The organism is Pseudomonas glycinis (genome assembly GCF_054871425.1).
Genome location: NZ_JBTYHF010000016.1, coordinates 20,538 through 39,721 on the forward strand (window position 1 = coordinate 20,538; position 19,184 = coordinate 39,721).

At 61.0% G+C, this 19,184-nt stretch carries 18 protein-coding genes; 8 read left to right on the plus strand and 10 right to left on the minus strand.

The features are described 5' to 3' along the window. Nucleotide 1: 1 nt before the first annotated feature. The 5 genes from ACYSTU_RS26450 to ACYSTU_RS26470 are packed head-to-tail and all read left to right on the plus strand — an operon-like array spanning nucleotide 2 to nucleotide 4,616. Nucleotides 2-1,990, plus strand: a complete 1,989-nt coding sequence (locus ACYSTU_RS26450) for a heme lyase CcmF/NrfE family subunit (RefSeq protein WP_056783848.1) — start codon at nucleotides 2-4, stop codon at nucleotides 1,988-1,990. Then, nucleotides 1,987-2,523, plus strand: a complete 537-nt coding sequence (locus tag ACYSTU_RS26455) for a DsbE family thiol:disulfide interchange protein (RefSeq protein ID WP_024012128.1) — start codon at nucleotides 1,987-1,989, stop codon at nucleotides 2,521-2,523. The genes ACYSTU_RS26450 and ACYSTU_RS26455 overlap by 4 nt, the downstream gene beginning before the upstream one ends. Beyond that, nucleotides 2,520-2,990 (plus strand): cytochrome c-type biogenesis protein, encoded by a 471-nt coding sequence (locus ACYSTU_RS26460; protein WP_016771041.1) that lies wholly within the window; start codon nucleotides 2,520-2,522, stop codon nucleotides 2,988-2,990. Before ACYSTU_RS26455 ends, ACYSTU_RS26460 begins: the two co-directional genes overlap by 4 nt. Further along, nucleotides 2,987-4,186 carry a c-type cytochrome biogenesis protein CcmI gene (ccmI, locus tag ACYSTU_RS26465; RefSeq protein ID WP_281876731.1) on the plus strand — a complete coding sequence of 400 codons (1,200 nt, stop codon included), beginning with the start codon at nucleotides 2,987-2,989 and terminating at the stop codon, nucleotides 4,184-4,186. The genes ACYSTU_RS26460 and ccmI overlap by 4 nt, the downstream gene beginning before the upstream one ends. A gap of 25 nt (nucleotides 4,187-4,211) precedes the next feature. Continuing rightward, nucleotides 4,212-4,616, plus strand: a complete 405-nt coding sequence (locus ACYSTU_RS26470; RefSeq protein ID WP_016771039.1) for a hypothetical protein — start codon at nucleotides 4,212-4,214, stop codon at nucleotides 4,614-4,616. Between the two features lie 363 nt (nucleotides 4,617-4,979). On the opposite strand, the gene ACYSTU_RS26475 is transcribed toward ACYSTU_RS26470, so the two are convergent. The 9 genes from ACYSTU_RS26475 to gcl form a co-directional block, all read right to left on the minus strand. After that, entirely contained in the window at nucleotides 4,980-6,167 is a 1,188-nt protein-coding gene (locus tag ACYSTU_RS26475; RefSeq protein ID WP_499002632.1) for an MFS transporter, read from the minus strand. A gap of 166 nt (nucleotides 6,168-6,333) precedes the next feature. Further along, complete coding sequence (locus ACYSTU_RS26480; protein WP_499002635.1) at nucleotides 6,334-7,332, minus strand: sulfate ABC transporter substrate-binding protein; 999 nt, start codon at nucleotides 7,330-7,332, stop codon at nucleotides 6,334-6,336. Between the two features lie 104 nt (nucleotides 7,333-7,436). Continuing rightward, nucleotides 7,437-8,261: an ion transporter gene (locus tag ACYSTU_RS26485; protein WP_122611606.1), complete on the minus strand. Its 825-nt coding sequence runs from the start codon at nucleotides 8,259-8,261 to the stop codon at nucleotides 7,437-7,439. A 21-nt stretch (nucleotides 8,262-8,282) separates the two neighbouring features. Next, nucleotides 8,283-9,197, minus strand: a complete 915-nt coding sequence (locus ACYSTU_RS26490; RefSeq protein ID WP_123442829.1) for an urea transporter — start codon at nucleotides 9,195-9,197, stop codon at nucleotides 8,283-8,285. A gap of 151 nt (nucleotides 9,198-9,348) precedes the next feature. Continuing rightward, nucleotides 9,349-10,764, minus strand: coding sequence for a pyruvate kinase (gene pyk, locus ACYSTU_RS26495; protein ID WP_122611608.1), 1,416 nt, complete (start codon nucleotides 10,762-10,764; stop codon nucleotides 9,349-9,351). Then, the gene (locus ACYSTU_RS26500; protein WP_499002640.1) at nucleotides 10,761-12,035 is read right to left on the minus strand and encodes a glycerate kinase type-2 family protein; all 1,275 of its coding nucleotides are present in this window, start codon (nucleotides 12,033-12,035) and stop codon (nucleotides 10,761-10,763) included. Before ACYSTU_RS26500 ends, pyk begins: the two co-directional genes overlap by 4 nt. A gap of 154 nt (nucleotides 12,036-12,189) precedes the next feature. Next, nucleotides 12,190-13,083 carry a 2-hydroxy-3-oxopropionate reductase gene (locus ACYSTU_RS26505; protein WP_016771028.1) on the minus strand — a complete coding sequence of 298 codons (894 nt, stop codon included), beginning with the start codon at nucleotides 13,081-13,083 and terminating at the stop codon, nucleotides 12,190-12,192. Nucleotides 13,084-13,202: 119 nt separating this feature from the next. Next, a complete protein-coding gene (hyi, locus tag ACYSTU_RS26510) occupies nucleotides 13,203-13,985 on the minus strand; it encodes a hydroxypyruvate isomerase (protein WP_056783872.1) in 783 nt (260 codons plus the stop codon). A gap of 209 nt (nucleotides 13,986-14,194) precedes the next feature. Beyond that, nucleotides 14,195-15,970, minus strand: coding sequence for a glyoxylate carboligase (gcl, locus tag ACYSTU_RS26515; RefSeq protein WP_336355198.1), 1,776 nt, complete (start codon nucleotides 15,968-15,970; stop codon nucleotides 14,195-14,197). A gap of 268 nt (nucleotides 15,971-16,238) precedes the next feature. Between gcl and ACYSTU_RS26520 the strand changes: the two genes are divergently transcribed. Further along, nucleotides 16,239-16,679: a GlcG/HbpS family heme-binding protein gene (locus tag ACYSTU_RS26520; protein WP_130927505.1), complete on the plus strand. Its 441-nt coding sequence runs from the start codon at nucleotides 16,239-16,241 to the stop codon at nucleotides 16,677-16,679. Nucleotides 16,680-16,891: 212 nt separating this feature from the next. Further along, complete coding sequence (locus ACYSTU_RS26525; RefSeq protein ID WP_073472715.1) at nucleotides 16,892-17,350, plus strand: REP-associated tyrosine transposase; 459 nt, start codon at nucleotides 16,892-16,894, stop codon at nucleotides 17,348-17,350. A gap of 102 nt (nucleotides 17,351-17,452) precedes the next feature. Here the strand turns inward: ACYSTU_RS26525 and ACYSTU_RS26530 are convergent, their stop codons facing one another. Next, entirely contained in the window at nucleotides 17,453-18,061 is a 609-nt protein-coding gene (locus ACYSTU_RS26530; protein WP_051600396.1) for a TetR/AcrR family transcriptional regulator, read from the minus strand. Nucleotides 18,062-18,196: 135 nt separating this feature from the next. Between ACYSTU_RS26530 and ACYSTU_RS26535 the strand changes: the two genes are divergently transcribed. After that, entirely contained in the window at nucleotides 18,197-19,111 is a 915-nt protein-coding gene (locus tag ACYSTU_RS26535; protein ID WP_123442825.1) for a DUF808 domain-containing protein, read from the plus strand. Nucleotides 19,112-19,184 lie beyond the last annotated feature (73 nt).

Here is a 19,184-nt window from a genome sequence, read left to right on the forward strand (position 1 = left end):
GATGGCCGCCGCACTGTTTATTCCTGAGCTGGGCCACCTGGCCATGATCCTCGCGCTGTGTTTTGCACTGGTCCAAGCGCTGGTGCCGATGCTCGGCGCGTGGCGCGGCGACCGCTTGTGGATGAGCCTGGCGCAACCGGCGGCGTGGGGCCAGTTTGCCTTTCTGCTGTTTGCCTTTGGCTGCCTGACCTATGCGTTCATGACCGACGATTTCTCGGTCGGCTACGTGGCGATGAACTCCAACAGCGCGCTGCCGTGGTACTACAAATTCAGCGCGGTGTGGGGCGCCCACGAAGGTTCGCTACTGCTGTGGGCATTGATCCTCGGCGGCTGGACTTTCGCTGTGTCGGTGTTCTCCCGGCAGTTGCCGCAAGTCATGCTCGCCCGGGTACTGGCGGTGATGGGCATGATCAGCACCGGTTTCCTGCTGTTTCTGATTCTTACCTCGAACCCGTTCTCGCGGATCCTGCCGCAGATTCCCGCCGACGGTCGCGACCTCAACCCGTTGCTGCAAGACATTGGCCTGATCGTGCATCCGCCAATGCTGTACATGGGTTACGTCGGTTTCTCTGTGGCCTTCGCATTTGCCATCGCCGCGCTGCTCGGCGGCCGTCTCGATGCGGCATGGGCGCGCTGGTCGCGGCCATGGACCATCGTCGCCTGGGCCTTCCTCGGCATCGGCATCACCCTCGGTTCGTGGTGGGCGTACTACGAACTCGGCTGGGGCGGCTGGTGGTTCTGGGACCCGGTGGAAAACGCCTCGTTCATGCCATGGCTGGTCGGCACCGCGTTGATTCACTCGCTGGCGGTCACCGAGAAACGCGGCGTGTTCAAGAGCTGGACGGTGTTGCTGGCGATCGCCGCGTTCTCGTTGAGCCTGCTCGGCACCTTCCTCGTACGCTCGGGCGTGCTGACTTCGGTGCATGCCTTCGCTTCGGATCCCGAGCGCGGTGTGTTCATCCTGATTTTCCTGCTGTTCGTGGTCGGCGGTTCGCTGACGCTGTTTGCGCTGCGTGCGCCGGTGGTGAAAAGTCAGGTTGGCTTCAATCTGTGGTCGCGTGAGACTTTGCTGCTGGGCAACAACCTGGTGCTGGTCGTGGCTGCATCGATGATCCTGCTTGGCACGTTATATCCGCTGATTCTTGATGCCATCAGCGGCGCCAAGCTCTCGGTCGGCCCGCCGTACTTCAATGCGCTGTTCATCCCGTTGATGGCGTTGCTGATGCTGGTCATGGCGATCGGTGTGATCGTGCGCTGGAAGGACACGCCAGTGAAATGGCTGGCGAGCATGCTCACTCCGGTGTTGCTCGGCAGCGTCGCATTGGCCGTGGTGGCCGGCGTGGCGTACGGCGATTTCAACTGGGCAGTGATCGCGACGTTCCTGCTGGCGGCGTGGGTGTTGCTCGCCGGCGTGCGCGATCTGTTCGACAAGACCCGCCACAAAGGCCTGATCAAAGGTTTGCCGACGCTGACCCGCAGTTATTGGGGCATGCAGATCGCCCACCTCGGCATCGCCGTGTGCGCGCTGGGCGTGGTGTTGTCGAGCCAGAACAGTGCCGAGCGCGACCTGCGTCTGGCGCCGGGCGAGTCGATGGACCTGGCCGGCTATCAATTTGTCTTCGAAGGCGCCAAGCATTTCGAAGGGCCGAATTTCACATCGGACAAAGGCACCATCCGCGTCATTCGTGACGGCGAGGAAATCAGCGTGCTGCACCCGGAAAAGCGTCTGTACACCGTACAGAACTCGGTGATGACCGAAGCCGGCATCGATGCCGGTTTCACTCGCGATCTCTACGTCGCCCTCGGCGAGCCGCTGGATAACGGCGCCTGGGCCGTGCGCGTTCACGTCAAACCGTTCGTGCGCTGGATCTGGTTCGGCGGCTTGCTCACCGGATTGGGTGGTTTGCTGGCGGCGCTGGATCGGCGTTATCGGGTCAAGGTGAAAAGCAAAGTGCGCGAAGCGCTGGGCATGACGGGAGCGGCGGCATGAGGCGTTGGTTGATGTTGTTGCCGCTGGCGATTTTTCTGCTGGTGGCGGTGTTTCTTTATCGTGGGTTGTATCTGGACCCGGCGGAGCTGCCGTCGGCGATGATCGACAAGCCGTTCCCGGAGTTTTCCTTGCCGAGTGTGCAGGGTGACAAGACGCTGACCAAGGCCGACATTCTCGGCAAGCCGGCGCTGGTCAATGTCTGGGGCACCTGGTGCATCTCCTGTCGCGTCGAGCACCCGGTGCTGAACAAACTCGCCGAGCGCGGCGTGGTGATCTACGGCATCAACTACAAGGACACCAATGCCGACGCCTTGAAGTGGCTGGCCGAGTTTCACAATCCGTATGCGCTGGATATTCGTGACGACGAGGGTTCGCTGGGCTTGAATCTGGGTGTCTATGGCGCGCCGGAAACCTTCTTCATCGACGCCAAAGGCATCATCCGCGACAAGTTCGTCGGGGTGATCGACGAGCAGGTCTGGCGCGAAAAACTCGCGGCCAAGTATCAGGCGCTGGTCGATGAGGCCAAGCCATGAAGCGTTTTCTCGCAGCAGTGGTGTTGGGCTTGAGCCTGGCCGGTGTCGCCCACGCGGCCATCGACACCTACGAATTTGCCAAAGAGGGCGACCGCGAGCGTTTCCGCGAACTGACCAAGGAACTGCGCTGCCCCAAATGCCAGAACCAGGACATTGCCGACTCCAACGCGCCGATCGCCGCCGACCTGCGCAAAGAGATTTTCCGCATGCTCGGCGAGGGCAAGGACAATCAGCAGATCATCGACTTCATGGTCGATCGCTACGGTGATTTCGTCCGCTACAAACCGGCGCTCAATGCCAAAACCGCGCTGCTGTGGTTCGGCCCGGCCGGGCTGCTGCTCGGTGGTTTCGTGGTGATCGCGCTGATCGTGCGCAGGCGTCGCGGGCAGCGTGCCGAAACGCCGTCATCGCTGTCTGCCGAAGAACGTCAGCGTCTCGACCAACTGTTGGATAAAAACCAAGAATGATTGATTTCTGGCTCGCCGCAGGGCTGTTGCTTCTGGTCGCCCTGAGTTTTCTGCTGATCCCGGTACTGCGCGAACGCCGCGCCCAGCGGGAAGAAGATCGCACCGCGTTGAACGTCGCGCTGTACCAGGAACGGGTGGCCGAGCTGCAAGCGCAGCAGGCCGAGGGCGTGCTCGACGCCGCGCAACTGGACAGCGGCCGCGCGGAAGCTGCGCGTGAACTGCTCGCCGACACCGAAGGCGCCGCCGCGCCGCGTGTCTCGCGTCTGGGTAAACCGTTGCCGCTGCTGGCCGCTGTGCTGGTACCGGTGCTGGGCCTCGGTCTGTACCTGCATTTCGGCGCCGCCGACAAGGTCGAACTGACCCGCGAATTCGCTCAGGCACCGCAGTCGATGGAAGAGATGACCCAGCGTCTGGAACGTGCGGTCGCCGCACAACCGGATTCCGCTGAAGGTCTGTATTTCCTCGGCCGTACCTACATGGCTCAGGACCGCCCGGCAGACGCGGCGAAGATGTTCGAACGCGCCGCCAACCTCGCTGGTCGCCAGCCGGAGCTGCTCGGCCAATGGGCGCAGGCGCAGTATTTTGCTGACGGTAAAAAGTGGTCGGAGCAGATTCAGAAACTGACCGATGAAGCGCTGAAGGCTGATCCGAAAGAAGTCACCAGCCTCGGCCTGCTCGGCATCGCTGCGTTCGAAGGTGAGCGTTATCAGGAGGCCATCGACTACTGGAATCGCCTGCTCGCGCAACTGCCGCCGGATGACAACTCTCGCGCTGCGCTGCAAGGCGGCATCGAGCGTGCCGCCGAACGCCTGAAAGCCAGCGGTGGCAAGGTTGCCGAGGCTCCGGTGCCGAAAGCTGCATTGCTGAAAGTCAGCGTTGATCTGGCCAGCGACCTCAAGAGCAAGGTGCAACCGGGCGACAGCGTGTTCATCTTCGCCCGCGCCACTTCTGGCCCACCGGCGCCGCTGGCGGCCAAACGTCTGACCGTGGCTGACCTGCCGGTGACCGTCGAACTGGGCGATGCCGATGCAATGATGCCGCAGTTGAAACTGTCCAACTTCCCTGAAGTCCAACTGGTTGCGCGCATCTCACGGGCCGGTCAACCGACCTCCGGTGAGTGGATCGGTCGCAGCGGCCCAGTGGCCAGCAGCACTACCGCGCCACAAAAACTGACTATCGACAGCCCGGACAAGTAACCGGACCCAACAGGAAAGCACCGCCATGCACACCATCGCCCGCATCACAGTCCTCACACTGGCCCTGGGCTTGAGTGCATGTGCGGTACAACGCCCGGAACCGACCACCAGCCTGCCGCCGATCCCGCCGTCTCAGCCAAGTCCAACCCCGTCGACCTCGCCAAGCCCCGGCAAGAGCATCCCGGCCAAACCCGCCAAGCCCGTGCCCCGCACCTCGGCCAGCTTCGCCCCGCCACCGGGCGGCAACAGCCACTGGGACCAGAAGCTCGGCGTCTACGTGCTCGACGACCAGACCAACACCTTCTACCGCCAGCGCACCTACTACCGCTGGAACAACGGCTGGAGCCGCTCGGTCAGCCCCAACGGCCCGTGGGAAGACACCAACATCCACGGCGTCCCGCCGGGGTTGGGCAAGAAGTTCGGGCAGTGATGAGAAACGGCGATCTTGGGATCGTCGTTTTTTCGTTTGCGGGGTATTGGAGTGCGGCGCAAAACCTGTAAGAGCGAGCCTGCTCGCGAAGGCGTCGGGTCAGTCAAATCAGCTGAGACTGAAACTCCGCTATCGCGAGCAGGCTCCCTCCTGCAGTAGTTTTCGGCGATGCCCTATTCCGCATCCGCCAAGAACCTGTGGGAGCGAGCTTGCTCGCGAAAGCGTCAGGGCAGTCAAATTATCTGTAACTGAAACACCGCTTTCGCGAGCAGGCTCGCTCCCACACTGGATTTGTGTATTGCAGTGATTCGCAGGTCACCCAAAACCTGTGGGAGCGAGCCTGCTCGCGAAGCTTTTGAAGCCTTAAGCCGTGGCCAATGAAGCGCGTCGTGAAGTGCTCAAAAACCGCAGCAACGCCAACAGCGGAAACACGCTGCCGACAATCACGATCCACAACCAGCCGCCATGCTCGTACACCGCGCTGGCCACCGAGGAGCCGAAGGCGCCGCCGATAAAGATGCTGGTCATGTACAGCGCGTTCAAACGGCCACGACTTTTCGCGTCCAGCGAGTACACCGCGCGTTGGCCGAGGACCATGTTCATCTGCACGCAGAAGTCCAGCACCACGCCGGTCACGGCCAGGCCGATGACGCTATAGGCCGGGTGGATGAAGGCGGGGAGGAAACTCAGGCTGGCGAACAGCATGGCCAGCAGCGAGGCGCTACGTGTGTGGCCGGCATCAGCGAGGCGGCCGCTGATTGGCGCGGCGATGGCACCGATGGCGCCGACCAGGGCGAAGATGGCGATTTCGCTTTGCGACAGGCCATGGTTGCGTGCAAGTTCCAGTGGCACGGCGGTCCAGAACAGGCTGAACGTGGCAAACATGCAACCCTGGTAAAACGCCCGCTGACGCAGCACCGGTTGCTGGCGCAGCAGTGTCCACAGCGAGCCGATCAATTGGCCATAAGTTGCGCTGTGATCCGGCTGGCGCTTGGGCACGGTCAGCGCCAGCACCACGCTGATTGCCGCCATCAACGCTGCGGCGATCATGAACATGGCGCGCCAGCCGAGGTGATCGGCGACCACACTCGACACCGGTCGCGCCAACAGAATGCCCAGCAGCAAACCGCCCATGATCCCGCCCACCACGCGACCACGGGATTCTTCCGGCGCCAGATGCGCGGCCAGCGGAATCAGGATCTGCACCGACACCGAGCTGAAGCCGACCAGCAGCGAGATCAGCAGGAACACGTTCGGCTGTTCAGTGAACGCGGCGCCAAGCAGACTGGCGATCGCCACGACCGTGGTGATGATCATCAGCCGCCGGTTTTCCAGCAGATCCCCCAATGGCACCAGAAAGAACAGGCCCAACGCATAGCCGATCTGCGTCAGCGAGACGATGAAACTGGCCATGGTGTCGGAGAGGCCGATGTCCGGCGCGATCAGGCCAATAATCGGTTGTGCATAGTAGATGTTGGCAACAATGGCGCCGCAGCAAAACGCGAACAGCAGGACCATGCCTCGGGTCATTGCGTGAGGAGTGGTGGTCATAGGGGATCTCGGGTCGGGCACAGGAAAGGGCTGAGGCTAATGGACAACGTGGACTGGCAGAAGACGTTTTCGGATGATAACTGTTATTACGCCGTGTAATGACCGGTATTCCCACGCAACAAAAAGGCGACCCGGTGGGTCGCCTTTTGATTTTTCAGATCAAGCCTTACTGCCCGCTATAAATCTGATCAAACACGCCACCATCATTGAAGTGGGTTTTCTGCACCGTGCGCCAGTCACCAAAGGTCTTCTCCACCGAAAGGAAATCGACTTTCGGGAAACGGTCGGTGTACTTCGCCAGCACCGCCGGGTCACGCGGACGCAGGTAGTTGGCCGCCGCAATTTCCTGACCTTCCGGCGACCACAGGTACTTCAGATACTCATCAGCCGCAGCGCGCGAGCCCTTCTTGTCGACCACTTTGTCGACCACCGAAACCGGTGGCTCGGCTTCTGCGGAGACGCTTGGGTAGACAACTTCGAACTGATCGCGACCGAACTCGCGGGCGATCATTTCCGCTTCGTTTTCGAAGGTCACCAGTACGTCGCCGATCTGGTTGGTCATGAACGTGGTGGTGGCGGCGCGGCCACCGGTGTCGAGTACCGGCGCCTGCTTGAACAGCTTGCCAACGAAGTCCTTGGCCTTGTTCTCGTCGCCGCCGTTTTTCAGCACGTAGCCCCAGGCCGACAGGTAGGTGTACCGGCCATTACCCGACGTTTTCGGGTTCGGCACAATCACCTGTACGCCGTCCTTGAGCAGATCGGGCCAGTCTTTCAAAGCTTTCGGGTTGCCCTTGCGGACGATGAACACCGTGGCCGAGGTAAACGGCGCGCTGTTGTTCGGCAGGCGCGTGACCCAATTGTCCGGGACCAGTTTGCCGTTGTCGGCGAGGGCGTTGATGTCGGTGGCCATGTTCATGGTGATGACGTCAGCCGGCAGGCCGTCGATCACCGAACGCGCCTGCTTGCTCGAGCCGCCGAAGGACATCTGCACGGTGATGTTCTCCTTGTGCTCGGCTTGCCAGTGCTTCTGGAACGCAGTGTTGTAGTCCTTGTAGAAATCGCGCATCACGTCGTAGGAAACGTTAAGCAGCGTCGGTGCTGCCTGGGCGATGTTGGCCAAGGCCAGGCCGGCGGCGAGAAGTGAGGCGCCAAAGAGTTTTTTCACTGCGCATTCCTTGTTCTGTGGGGGTGTCGTGTCAAAAATGAGGCGATTTGCCAGCGACTATAGCGGGCCTCGCATAGTCGCTTAAAGATTAAAAAGCTCTGTGCTTATTCCACTTTCTTGAACAGCTGACTGCCGCAGCGCGAACAGAACGCTGCGCTCTGTTCATGGTTCTTTTTCTGGCAGCCCGGGCAGTCATGTTGCAGCTGTTCGCCGCGCATGGCGTTGGCCAGCTCAGCGGTGAAAATCCCTGTGGGCACGGCGATGATCGAATAACCGGTGATCATCACCAGCGAGGAGATCACCTGGCCCAGCGGCGTCTTCGGCACGATGTCGCCGAAACCCACAGTGGTCAAAGTCACGATCGCCCAATAGATGCCTTTGGGAATGCTGGTGAAACCATGCTCCGGGCCTTCGATCACGTACATCAGCGTGCCAAACACCGTCACCAGCGTGCACACGCTGACCAGAAACACGACGATTTTCTGCTTGCTGCCACGCAGCGCCGACATCAGATAGTTGGCTTGCTTGAGATACGGGCTGAGCTTGAGCACGCGGAAAATCCGCAGCATCCGAATGATGCGGATGATCAGCAGATACTGCGCATCGCTGTAATAAAGCGCGAGAATGCCCGGCACGATCGCCAGCAGATCCACCAGGCCATAAAAGCTGAAGGCATAGCGCAGCGGCTTGGGCGAGCAGTACAGACGCAGGATGTACTCGCCGAGGAAAATCGCCGTGAAGCCCCACTCGATATAGGCCAGAACGTCGGCGTAATTACGGTGAATGCTGTCGATACTGTCGAGCATCACGATCACCAGGCTGGCGAGGATGATCACCAGCAGGATGCCGTCGAAGCGACGCCCGGCCGGGGTGTCGCTCTGGAAAATCATGACGTAAAGCCGTTCGCGCCAATTGTTGCTGCTGTCCATGGATAACGCCTGAATCGAAGATCAGCGCAGCCTAGGGTGATTCTCCTCGTGAGCGCAAGACTCATGCGCAAGCGACGCTTTGCCAAGCATTTGAATACCGGCACGAATCAACCAGCAGGCGAGGATGAACGGCGCGGTCAGAGTCGCCAATCCAAGGGCAGCAAACAGCGGCGTCACCAGCAGTGCCAGAACAATTGCGAGCAGCGGCAGCCACGGATGTTGCCGTTGCGAGCTGAAGGCGAGGGCGGCGAGTACGGCGTTGTAGCCACCGAGCCCGAGCAGTGCGGCGGACGTTTCGTGGTGCAGAAGGCTGGAACCGAGGCCGATCGCCGATGCCAGCAGCGCCCAGCAGAACGCACGGCGATCGGCGAGCAGCAAACCGCTGGCGATTAACGCCCCGGCCAAAGGATGGTCGAGGAACATCACCTGGCCGAATCCGCGCAGTTCAGCGGCCAGCAGATTTGTCGTGTTCAGGTCGACCGATGCCGCCGGTGTGGACGGCTCGGCGAACATCAGCAGCACCCAGCTGAGCGCCACGAACGGCGAGGTATACGCCGGTATGGCGCGACTGCGGTACACGTGTTTGAGCCATTGCTGCGTGAGCATCGCGCTCAAGCCGCCCGCTGCAAGAATCAACGGCGGCAGCAGCGGTGACCAAGGGAAATACAGGCTCAGCAGCAGACCGAGCAGCACGCCGTTGTAGCTGAACAGACCAGCCTGGCGATCGGCCTTGGCGTAGTTGCGCCGCTGCGCGGTGAGCAGACCGGCAACGCCACCGAGCAGCGCCCCGGCGAACAGCACCGGCGCCGTCAGCAGAATCGCCAACAGACACAGCAGGCCGCACAGCGGATGGCGCTGGAAGAAAATCTGACTGAAACCGTTGAGCAAAGCCTCGGCCCAGTCGGGGCAGTGGGTGTTGAAGTGATTGGCAGGCATGGCAGTTCTGAAAGTCAGGGAAACCGGGTTACTGATCGTTCCCACGCTCCGCGTGGGAATGCAGCCCGGGACGCTCCGCGTCCCAAGAGCAGACGCAGAGCGTCCATTGAGGCGTTCCCACGCAGAGCGTGGGAACGATCATGGTGGGGCGTTAGATCAACGTCTCGATCCGCAGCGAATTGGTCGACCCCGGCTGCCCGAACGGTACGCCAGCGGTAATCAGCAGCGTGTCGCCACGCTCGGCCATGCCTTGCGCCTGGGCGATTTCCAACGCGGTCGAGCAGACTTCGTCGACCTGACGCAGGCGATCGTTGACCACCGAATGAATGCCCCACGCCACGCTCAAGCGCCGCGCCGTTTGCAGGTTCGGCGTCAGATTGAGGATCGGTGCTTTCGGCCGTTCCCGCGATGCGCGCAACGTCGAGGCGCCGGACTCGCTGTAATTGACCAGCACCGCCACCGGCAGCACGTTGCTGATCCGGCGGATCGCACAGCTGATCGCATCGGAAACCGTCGCCTCGGCTTTCGGTCGACTGACGTCGAGCTGGGTCTGATAATCCGGGCCGTTCTCAACCTGACGGATGATCTTGCTCATCATCTGCACGGCTTCCAGCGGGTACTCACCGGACGCGGTTTCCGCCGAGAGCATCACCGCATCGGCGCCTTCGGCCACGGCGTTGGCGACGTCAGTCACCTCGGCACGGGTTGGGGCAGGGGAGAAACGCATCGACTCGAGCATCTGCGTCGCCACCACCACCGGTTTGCCCAGCGCACGGCAGGTGGTGATGATGTTTTTCTGAATCTGCGGCACGCTTTCCGCCGGCACTTCCACACCAAGATCACCGCGAGCGACCATGATGGCGTCGCTCAACTCAGCAATCTCACGCAATTGCTCGACCGCCGAAGGCTTCTCGATTTTCGCCATCAGAAACGCCTTATCGCCGATCAACGCGCGGGCTTCGACAATGTCCTGCGGGCGCTGTACGAACGACAGCGCGACCCAGTCCACACCCAATTCCAGGCCGAAGCTCAGATCGCGGCGATCCTTGGCGGTCAGCGGGCTCAGGTCGAGCACCGCTTGCGGCACGTTCACACCTTTGCGATCAGACAGTTCGCCGCCGTTGAGCACGGTGGTGTCGATCGCATCGTTGTACTTGGTGACCACGCGCAGACGCAGCTTGCCGTCGTCGAGCAGCAGGTCCATGCCGGCTTCCAGCGCGGCAATGATCTCTGGATGCGGCAGGTTGACCCGGCGCTCATCGCCCGCTGTCGTATCGAGATCGAGGCGGAACGCCTGACCGCGATGCAACTGCACCTTGCCGTCAGCGAACTTGCCGACGCGCAGTTTCGGCCCCTGCAGATCCATCAGAATGCCCAGCGGGTAGTTGAGCTGACGCTCGACCTCCCGGATCCACTGATAGCGCTTGGCGTGGTCGGCGTGATCGCCGTGGCTGAAGTTCAGGCGGAAGATATTGACCCCGGCCTCGACCAGCTCGCGGATGTCGTCGATACCGTCGACGGCAGGGCCGAGGGTGGCGAGGATTTTGACCTTTTTATCAGGCGTCATGATTTGCAGTTCTCAAGGATCAGAATGGCGCGGAAGTCGTTGACGTTGGTGCGGGTCGGCTCGGTGACGATCAGCGCATCGAGCGCCTGGAAGTAGCCGTAGCCGTTGTTGTTGTCCAGCTCGTCGCTGGCGCTCAGACCCAGTGCGGCGGCGCGGGCGTAGCTGTCCGGGGTCATGATTGCGCCGGCGTTGTCTTCCGAGCCGTCGATGCCATCGGTGTCGCCGGCCAGCGCGTAGACGCCGGGCTGGCCCTTGAGGCTGTCGGTCAGGCTGAGGAGGAATTCGGCATTGCGTCCGCCACGGCCATTGCCGCGCACGGTTACCGTTGTTTCACCGCCGGAGAGAATCACGCAGGGCGCCGCCAGTGGCTGGCCGTGGTGGATGATCTGTCGGGCGATGCCGGCGTGGACTTTCGCCACTTCACGGGACTCGCCTTCGAGGTCGCCGAGAATCAAGGTGCTGAAACCGGCCTGACGGCATTTCACCGCCGCCGCGTCCAGCGATTGCTGCGGGCGGGCGATCAACTGGAAATGACTGCGCGCCAGGCTTGGGTCGCCGGGTTTGACCGTCTCCGATTCCGAACTTTGCAGCCAGGTGCGCACGGAGGCAGGAATGTCGATACCGTAGCGCTTGATAATCGCCAGTGCTTCGGATGAGGTGCTCGGGTCGGCCACGGTCGGGCCGGAGGCAATGACGGTGGCGAGGTCGCCCGGCACATCGGAAATCGCGTAGGTGTAAACCGTCGCCGGCCAGCAGGCCTTGCCGAGGCGGCCGCCCTTGATCGCCGAGAGGTGCTTGCGCACGCAGTTCATCTCGCCGATGGTTGCGCCGGATTTGAGCAGGGCTTTGTTGATCGCCTGTTTGTCGGCGAGAGTGATGCCTTCGGCCGGCAGGGCGAGCAGGGCAGAGCCGCCGCCGGAGAGCAGGAAGATCACGCGGTCGTCTTCAGTCAGGTTGCTGACCAGCTCCAGCACACGCTTGGCGACGGCCAGCCCCGCCGCATCCGGCACCGGGTGTGCGGCTTCGACCACTTCGATTTTTTCGCATGGAGCGCCGTGGCCGTAGCGGGTCACCACCAGGCCGGTGACTTCACCCTCCCAGCAGCGCTCGACCACTTGCGCCATGGCGGCAGCGGCTTTGCCGGCGCCGATGACGATCACCCGACCCGTGCGATCGGCAGGCAAATGGGCTTCGAGGACTTGGTTCGGATGGGCCGCGTCGATGGCTGTGGCAAACAGCTCGCGCAGCAGTTGTTGCGGATCGACCGACATGGCGGGCTCCCGGAATTCTTGTTATTCGAAAGGGCAACTCGGAACCCTTGTGGGAGCGAGCCTGCTCGCGAACGCGGTATGTCAGCCAACATGGATGTTGAATGTGAAGCCGCTTTCGCGAGCAGGCTCGCTCCCACAGGGTTTTGTGCAGGCTTTACTTATTGTCGCGAATCGAGAAATTGGCCATGTGTTCCAGGCCCTTGATCAGCGCCGAGTGGTCCCAGTTGCTGCCACCGATGGCCGCGCAGGTGCTGAATACCTGCTGGGCATTGGCGGTGTTGGGCAGGTTGATGTTCAGTTCCTTGGCGCCTTGCAGGGCCAGGTTCAGGTCCTTCTGGTGCAGGCTGATGCGGAAGCCCGGATCGAAGGTGCCCTTGATCATGCGCTCGCCGTGCACTTCGAGGATCTTCGAAGAAGCGAAACCGCCCATCAGCGCTTCACGCACCTTGGCCGGATCGGCACCGTTTTTCGAGGCGAACAGCAGGGCTTCAGCGACAGCCTGAATATTCAGCGCGACGATGATCTGGTTCGCCACTTTGGCGGTCTGGCCGTCGCCATTGCCGCCGACCAGGGTGATGTTCTTGCCCATGGCCTGGAACAGCGGCAGGGCGCGTTCGAAGGCATCGGCGTCGCCACCGACCATGATGCTCAGGGTGGCGGCCTTGGCGCCGACTTCACCGCCGGACACTGGCGCGTCGAGGTACTGCGCGCCTTTTTCGTTGATCTTGGCGGCGAAGGCTTTGGTCGCGGTCGGCGAAATCGAACTCATGTCGATGACCACTTTGCCTTTACCGATACCGGCCGCAACACCGTCGGCGCGGAACAGCACGTCGTCGACCTGCGGAGTATCCGGAACCATGACGATGATGAATTCGGCTTCCTGCGCCACTTCGCGCGGGTTGGCCAGGGCGACGGCGCCAGCGGCGACCAGATCGGCCGGGGCCGCGTCGTGGTGTTGCGACAGGAACAGGCTGTGACCGGCTTTCTGCAGGTTCGCCGCCATTGGGTGGCCCATGATGCCGGTGCCGATGAATCCGATTTTAGCCATGAGAAAATCCTCTTGTTTTTGTCGTGCCCCCAACCCATGGCTGGTGAGCTTTTGTGGCGAGGGGATTTATCCCCGTTGGGCAGCGCAGCTGCCCCAGATTTTTTGCAATGCGTGGTCAATCAGATTGCGTTGTGTGATTTCAACCAGCCCAGGCCCGCTTCGGTGGTGGTCAGCGGTTTGTACTCGCAACCGACCCAACCCTGATAACCGATGCGATCAAGGTGTTCGAACAGGAAGCGGTAGTTGATCTCACCGGTGCCCGGCTCGTTGCGCCCCGGGTTGTCCGCGAGTTGCACGTGGTTGATCTCGCCCAGGTGCGATTGCAGGGTGCGGGCCAGATCGCCTTCCATGATTTGCATGTGATAGATGTCGTATTGCAGGAACAGATTGGCGCTGCCGACCTGCTCGCGAATCGACAGGGCTTGCGCCGTGTTGTTCAGGTAGAAACCGGGAATGTCGCGGGTGTTGATCGCTTCCATCACCAGTTTGATGCCCACCGCTTGCAGCTTGTCGGCGGCATATTTGAGGTTGGCAACGAAGGTCTTTTCCACGGTGGCATCGTCAACGCCTTGCGGGCGGATGCCGGCCAGGCAGTTGACCTGGGTGTTGCCCAGCACCTGTGCGTAAGCGATCGCCAGATCGACCCCGGCGCGGAATTCTTCGACCCGATCCGGCAGGCAGGCAATACCGCGCTCGCCCTTGGCCCAGTCACCGGCCGGCAGGTTGAACAGCACTTGGGTCAGCCCGTTGGCCTCGAGTTTTGCCTTGATTTCAGCCGAGCTGAAGTCGTACGGGAACAGGTATTCCACGCCACTGAAACCGGCCTTGGCGGCGGCGTCGAAACGGGCAAGGAAATCCTGTTCGGTGAACAGCATGGACAGGTTGGCTGCGAAACGCGGCATGGTGGTCTCCCGTAAATCTTGTGAGGTCCCATGTGGGAGCGAGCTGTGGCGAGGGGATTTATCCCCGTTCGGCTGCGAAGCAGTCGTAAACCATTGTATGCGGTGTACCTGATACGTCGCGGTTTCAGGTTTTGAGGCCGCTTCGCGCCCTAGCGGGGATAAATCCCCTCACCACACAGGCTCGCTCCCACAGGGAGAGCAGTCAGCAGTTAATCCAACATCGAAATCGCCGTCGGCGCATCGTTGCCGACCAGTGCCAGGTCTTCGAACTCGTTGACCGCGTTGATCTCGGTACCCATGGAGATGTTGGTCACACGCTCCAGAATGATCTCGACGATCACCGGCACCTTGAACTCTTCGATCATCTGTTCGGCCTTACGCAGCGCAGGGGCGATTTCCGACGGTTCGAACACACGCAGTGCCTTGCAGCCAAGGCCCTCGGCGACTGCGATGTGGTCAACCCCGTAACCGTTGAGTTCCGGCGCATTCAGGTTATCGAAGGACAGCTGCACGCAGTAGTCCATTTCGAACCCGCGCTGGGCCTGACGGATCAGGCCCAGGTACGAGTTGTTCACCACAACGTGGATGTACGGCAGTTTGAACTGAGCGCCGACCGCCAGTTCTTCGATCATGAACTGGAAATCATAGTCCCCCGATAGGGCCACGACTTTACGGCTCGGATCGGCCTTGACCACGCCCAGTGCTGCCGGAATGGTCCAGCCCAACGGGCCTGCCTGGCCGCAGTTGATCCAGTGACGCGGCTTGTAGACGTGCAGGAACTGCGCGCCGGCAATCTGCGACAGACCAATGGTGCTGACGTAGCAGGTGTCTTTGCCGAACACCTGGTTCATCTCTTCATACACGCGCTGCGGTTTGACCGGCACGTTGTCGAAGTGGGTCTTGCGGTGCAGGCTGGCTTTGCGCTGCTGGCAATCCTGCAGCCAGGCGCTGCGGTTCTTCAGCTTGCCGGCGGCTTGCCATTCACGGGCGACTTCGATGAACACGGTCAGCGCTGCGGCGGCGTCGGAAACGATGCCCAGATCCGGGGTGAACACACGACCGATCTGCGTGCCCTCGATGTCGACGTGAATGAACTTGCGGCCTTCGGTGTAGACATCCACCGAACCGGTGTGGCGGTTGGCCCAACGGTTACCAATGCCCAGCACCACGTCGGATTTCAGCATGGTGGCGTTGCCGTAACGGTGCGAAGTCTGCAGACCGACCATGCCGACCATCAGCGGGTGGTCGTCAGGGATGGTGCCCCAGCCCATCAGGGTCGGGATGACCGGAATACCTGTCAGCTCGGCGAACTCGACCAGCAGGTCGCTGGCGTCGGCGTTGATGATGCCGCCGCCGGCCACCAGCAGTGGGCGCTCAGCTTGATCCAGCAAAGCCAAAGCTTTTTCAACCTGAACGCGGGTCGCAGTCGGCTTGGCCAATGGCAGCGGTTGGTAAGCGTCGATGTCGAATTCGATTTCGGCCATCTGCACGTCGAACGGCAGGTCGATCAGTACAGGGCCTGGACGGCCGGAGCGCATTTCATAGAAGGCTTTCTGGAATGCGTAAGGCACTTGGCCCGGCTCCAGAACGGTGGTCGCCCACTTGGTGACTGGCTTGACGATGCTGGTGATGTCGACTGCCTGGAAGTCTTCTTTATGCATACGGGCGCGGGGTGCCTGACCGGTGATGCAGAGGATTGGAATCGAGTCGGCCGAGGCGCTGTAGAGCCCGGTAACCATGTCGGTACCGGCAGGGCCGGACGTGCCGATGCACACGCCGATGTTGCCGGCCTTGGTGCGGGTGTAGCCCTCGGCCATGTGCGAGGCGCCTTCAACGTGGCGAGCAAGGACGTGATCGATGCCACCGACCTTCTGCAAGGCGGAGTACAGCGGGTTGATCGCGGCGCCCGGGATGCCAAAAGCGGTATCAACCCCTTCGCGGCGCATCACCAGAACGGCGGCTTCGATTGCTCTCATTTTGCTCATGGTTTTGTGCCTCTTTACGTTTTGTAATTGTATACAAGTGGCTTTGCGCAGAGTGTATTCACGGCGGACGGCGCAGGTCAATCCATTTTCTCAAGCGCCTGTTTCATTCGTCGGAAGCTCGCTGCGCTGTGGCTTTTCGTCGCATATGGCGCTTTTCGAGAATTATTGTATACAAAAAAATAACTCATTGTGTTCTATTTGTGTCATCGGACTGCGGCACAAACGCGCAGTCCCACGACTTTCCCTATAACAAAATGAGGACGGCACCATGAGCGCTTTAACCTTGAAAGTCGCAGTCAACCTGGTCAGCGAAGCCATCAACGCAGGACGCGGCATCAACGCCGCACCGCTGACCATCGCGGTACTCGATACCGGCGGCCACCTGATCGCCCTGCAACGCGAAGACGGCGCCAGCCTGCTGCGCCCCGACATCGCCATCGGCAAAGCCTGGGGCGCCATTGCCCTGGGTAAAGGCTCACGCCTGCTCGCCCAGGACGCCCAACAACGCCCGGCGTTTTTTTCTTCGCTGAACAGTATGGGGCAGGGCAGTGTCGTGCCGGCGCCTGGGGGCGTGTTGATTCGCAACCAGGCCGGTGAAGTGCTCGGCGCGATCGGGATCAGTGGGGATTTGTCGGATGTCGATGAGCAGGTGGCGATCAGAGCGGTGGAGGCGCTGGATTTGCGGGCGGATGGCGGGGTGGCTGTTTGAATGTCAGTGTCTGAATAACCGCTTTCGCGAGCAGGCTCACTCCCGCATTGAGTTTGGGTTGGACACAAAATGTTCGAGTGTTCGAAAGCCCCTGTGGGAGCGAGCCTGCTCGCGAATAGGATCTGCGCTACACATCTTGCTAAAAGTCTGACGCTCCCTTTGCCATCTCCACGGCTAGCCTTCTCATGATCAACCTATGAGAAGGCAACGGAATGCCGGGTTTATCTGCTTCACATCGCTTGCGCATCGGACGCTATTCAGAACACAACCGCATTTACCTTCTGACCGCCAATACCGCCGGGAGAGAACCCGTATTCAGCGATTTCTTCCTTGGCAGAATGCTTGTAAGCCAATTCCGAGCAGCTGAGGAAACGGGATTGGCCAATTCTCTGGCTTGGGTCGTAATGCCAGATCATTTTCACTGGCTGATTGAATTGAAGAGTGGCTCGCTCGGCGAATTGATGCAGCGAACCAAATCCCTCAGCACCAAAGCGGTAAAGCTTTCGACCGGCCGAAAGACCAGCCTTTGGCAACCTGGCTTCCATGACCGTGCACTGCGTAAAGAGGAGAATCTGGTGAAGATGGCGCGGTATGTCATTGCCAACCCATTGCGGGCAGGGCTGGTCAAAAGCCTTGGCGACTATCCGTTGTGGGATTCGATCTGGTTATGAGTTGAGGTGTGCGGTGCGGCTATTCGCGAGCAGGCTCGCTCCCACAGGAGAATGCATTCCAAATGTGGGAGCGAGCCTGCTCGCGAAGCGGTTCCCCCGATCTCACTGATCCGGCTCACACCCCTTCAACACCAACCGAATAATCGTCTGCGCCGCCGCTTCATAATCGGCCTCATCAAGCTTGTCCTTCCCGGTCACTGCGGAAATCTGCCAGTCGAAGTCGGCGTAGGTCTGGGTCGCGGCCCAGATGCTGAACATCAGGTGGTTGGGGTCGATCGGGGCGATCTGGCCGCGGTCGATCCAGCTCTGGATGCAGGCGATGTTGTGTTTGGCCTGGGCGTTGAGCTGCTCGACCAGGTCGGCGCTCAGGTGCGGGGCGCCGTGCATGATTTCGCTGGCGAACACCTTGGAGGCGTAGGGCAGGTCGCGGGAGATGCGGATCTTCGAGCGGATGTAGCCGCTCAGCACCTCGCTCGGCACGCCGTCCGGGTTGAACGGGGTCGAGGCCTGCAGAATCGGCTCGATGATGCTTTCCAGCACCTCGCGGTAGAGGTTTTCCTTGGATTTGAAGTAGTAGTAGACGTTGGGCTTGGGCAATCCCGCCTTGGCGGCGATGTCGCTGGTTTTGGTCGCCGCGAAGCCCTTGTCGGCAAACTCTTCGCTGGCGGCGCGCAGGATCAGTTCTTTGTTACGCTCGCGGATTGTGCTCATAAACCCGGTGGTTCCTTGCCTGTTCTGGCGGTGGCGCATGGTAGCACCGGCCTTGAGCGGCGCTCAACAATGCAGCCTGTGGCCGGCGGTCGCGTTATGCTTGGCAACATTCATACACAGAAGGAAACAGGATTCATGGCAGGAAGCAGTTTGCTGGTGCTGATCGATGACATCGCCACCGTTCTGGATGACGTTGCATTGATGACCAAGATGGCCGCGAAGAAGACCGCCGGTGTACTCGGTGATGATCTGGCGCTCAATGCCCAGCAGGTTTCGGGCGTGCGCGCCGAGCGGGAAATTCCCGTGGTCTGGGCGGTGGCCAAGGGCTCGTTCGTCAACAAACTGATCCTTGTGCCGTCGGCATTGGCGATCAGCGCTTTCGTACCGTGGCTGGTGACACCACTGTTGATGGTCGGCGGCGCGTACCTGTGCTTCGAGGGTTTCGAGAAGCTCGCGCACAAATTTCTGCACAGCAAAGAGGAAGACGAGGCAGAGCACACGCAGTTGACCGAAGCAGTGGCCGATCCGGCGACCGATCTGGTGGCGTTTGAGAAGGACAAGATCAAAGGCGCGATCCGCACTGACTTCATTCTTTCGGCAGAAATCATTGCCATCACTCTCGGCACCGTGGCAGATGCCTCGCTGACTCAGCAAGTGGTGGTCATGTCCGGCATCGCCATTGTCATGACCGTGGGCGTTTACGGTTTGGTGGCGGGCATCGTCAAGCTCGACGATCTGGGGCTGTGGCTGACACAGAAGCCCGGGCAGATGGCGAAAAAGATCGGCGGCGGCATTCTCAGCGCCGCGCCGTACATGATGAAAACCCTGTCGGTGGTTGGCACGGCAGCGATGTTCCTGGTCGGCGGTGGCATCCTGACCCATGGCGTGCCGGTGCTGCATCACTGGATCGAAGGTGTTGGCGCAGCGGCAGGGAGCGCCGGGTTCGCCGTGCCGATGCTGCTCAATGGTGTTGCGGGGATTATTGCTGGCGCGGTGGTGTTGGCGGTGGTTTCGGTCGTAGGCAAGCTCTGGAAAGCGCTGAAGGGTTAATCAGCAACACATAACAAATGTGGGAGCGAGCCTGCTCGCGAATGCGGTAGCCCAGTCAATATTGATAGAGACT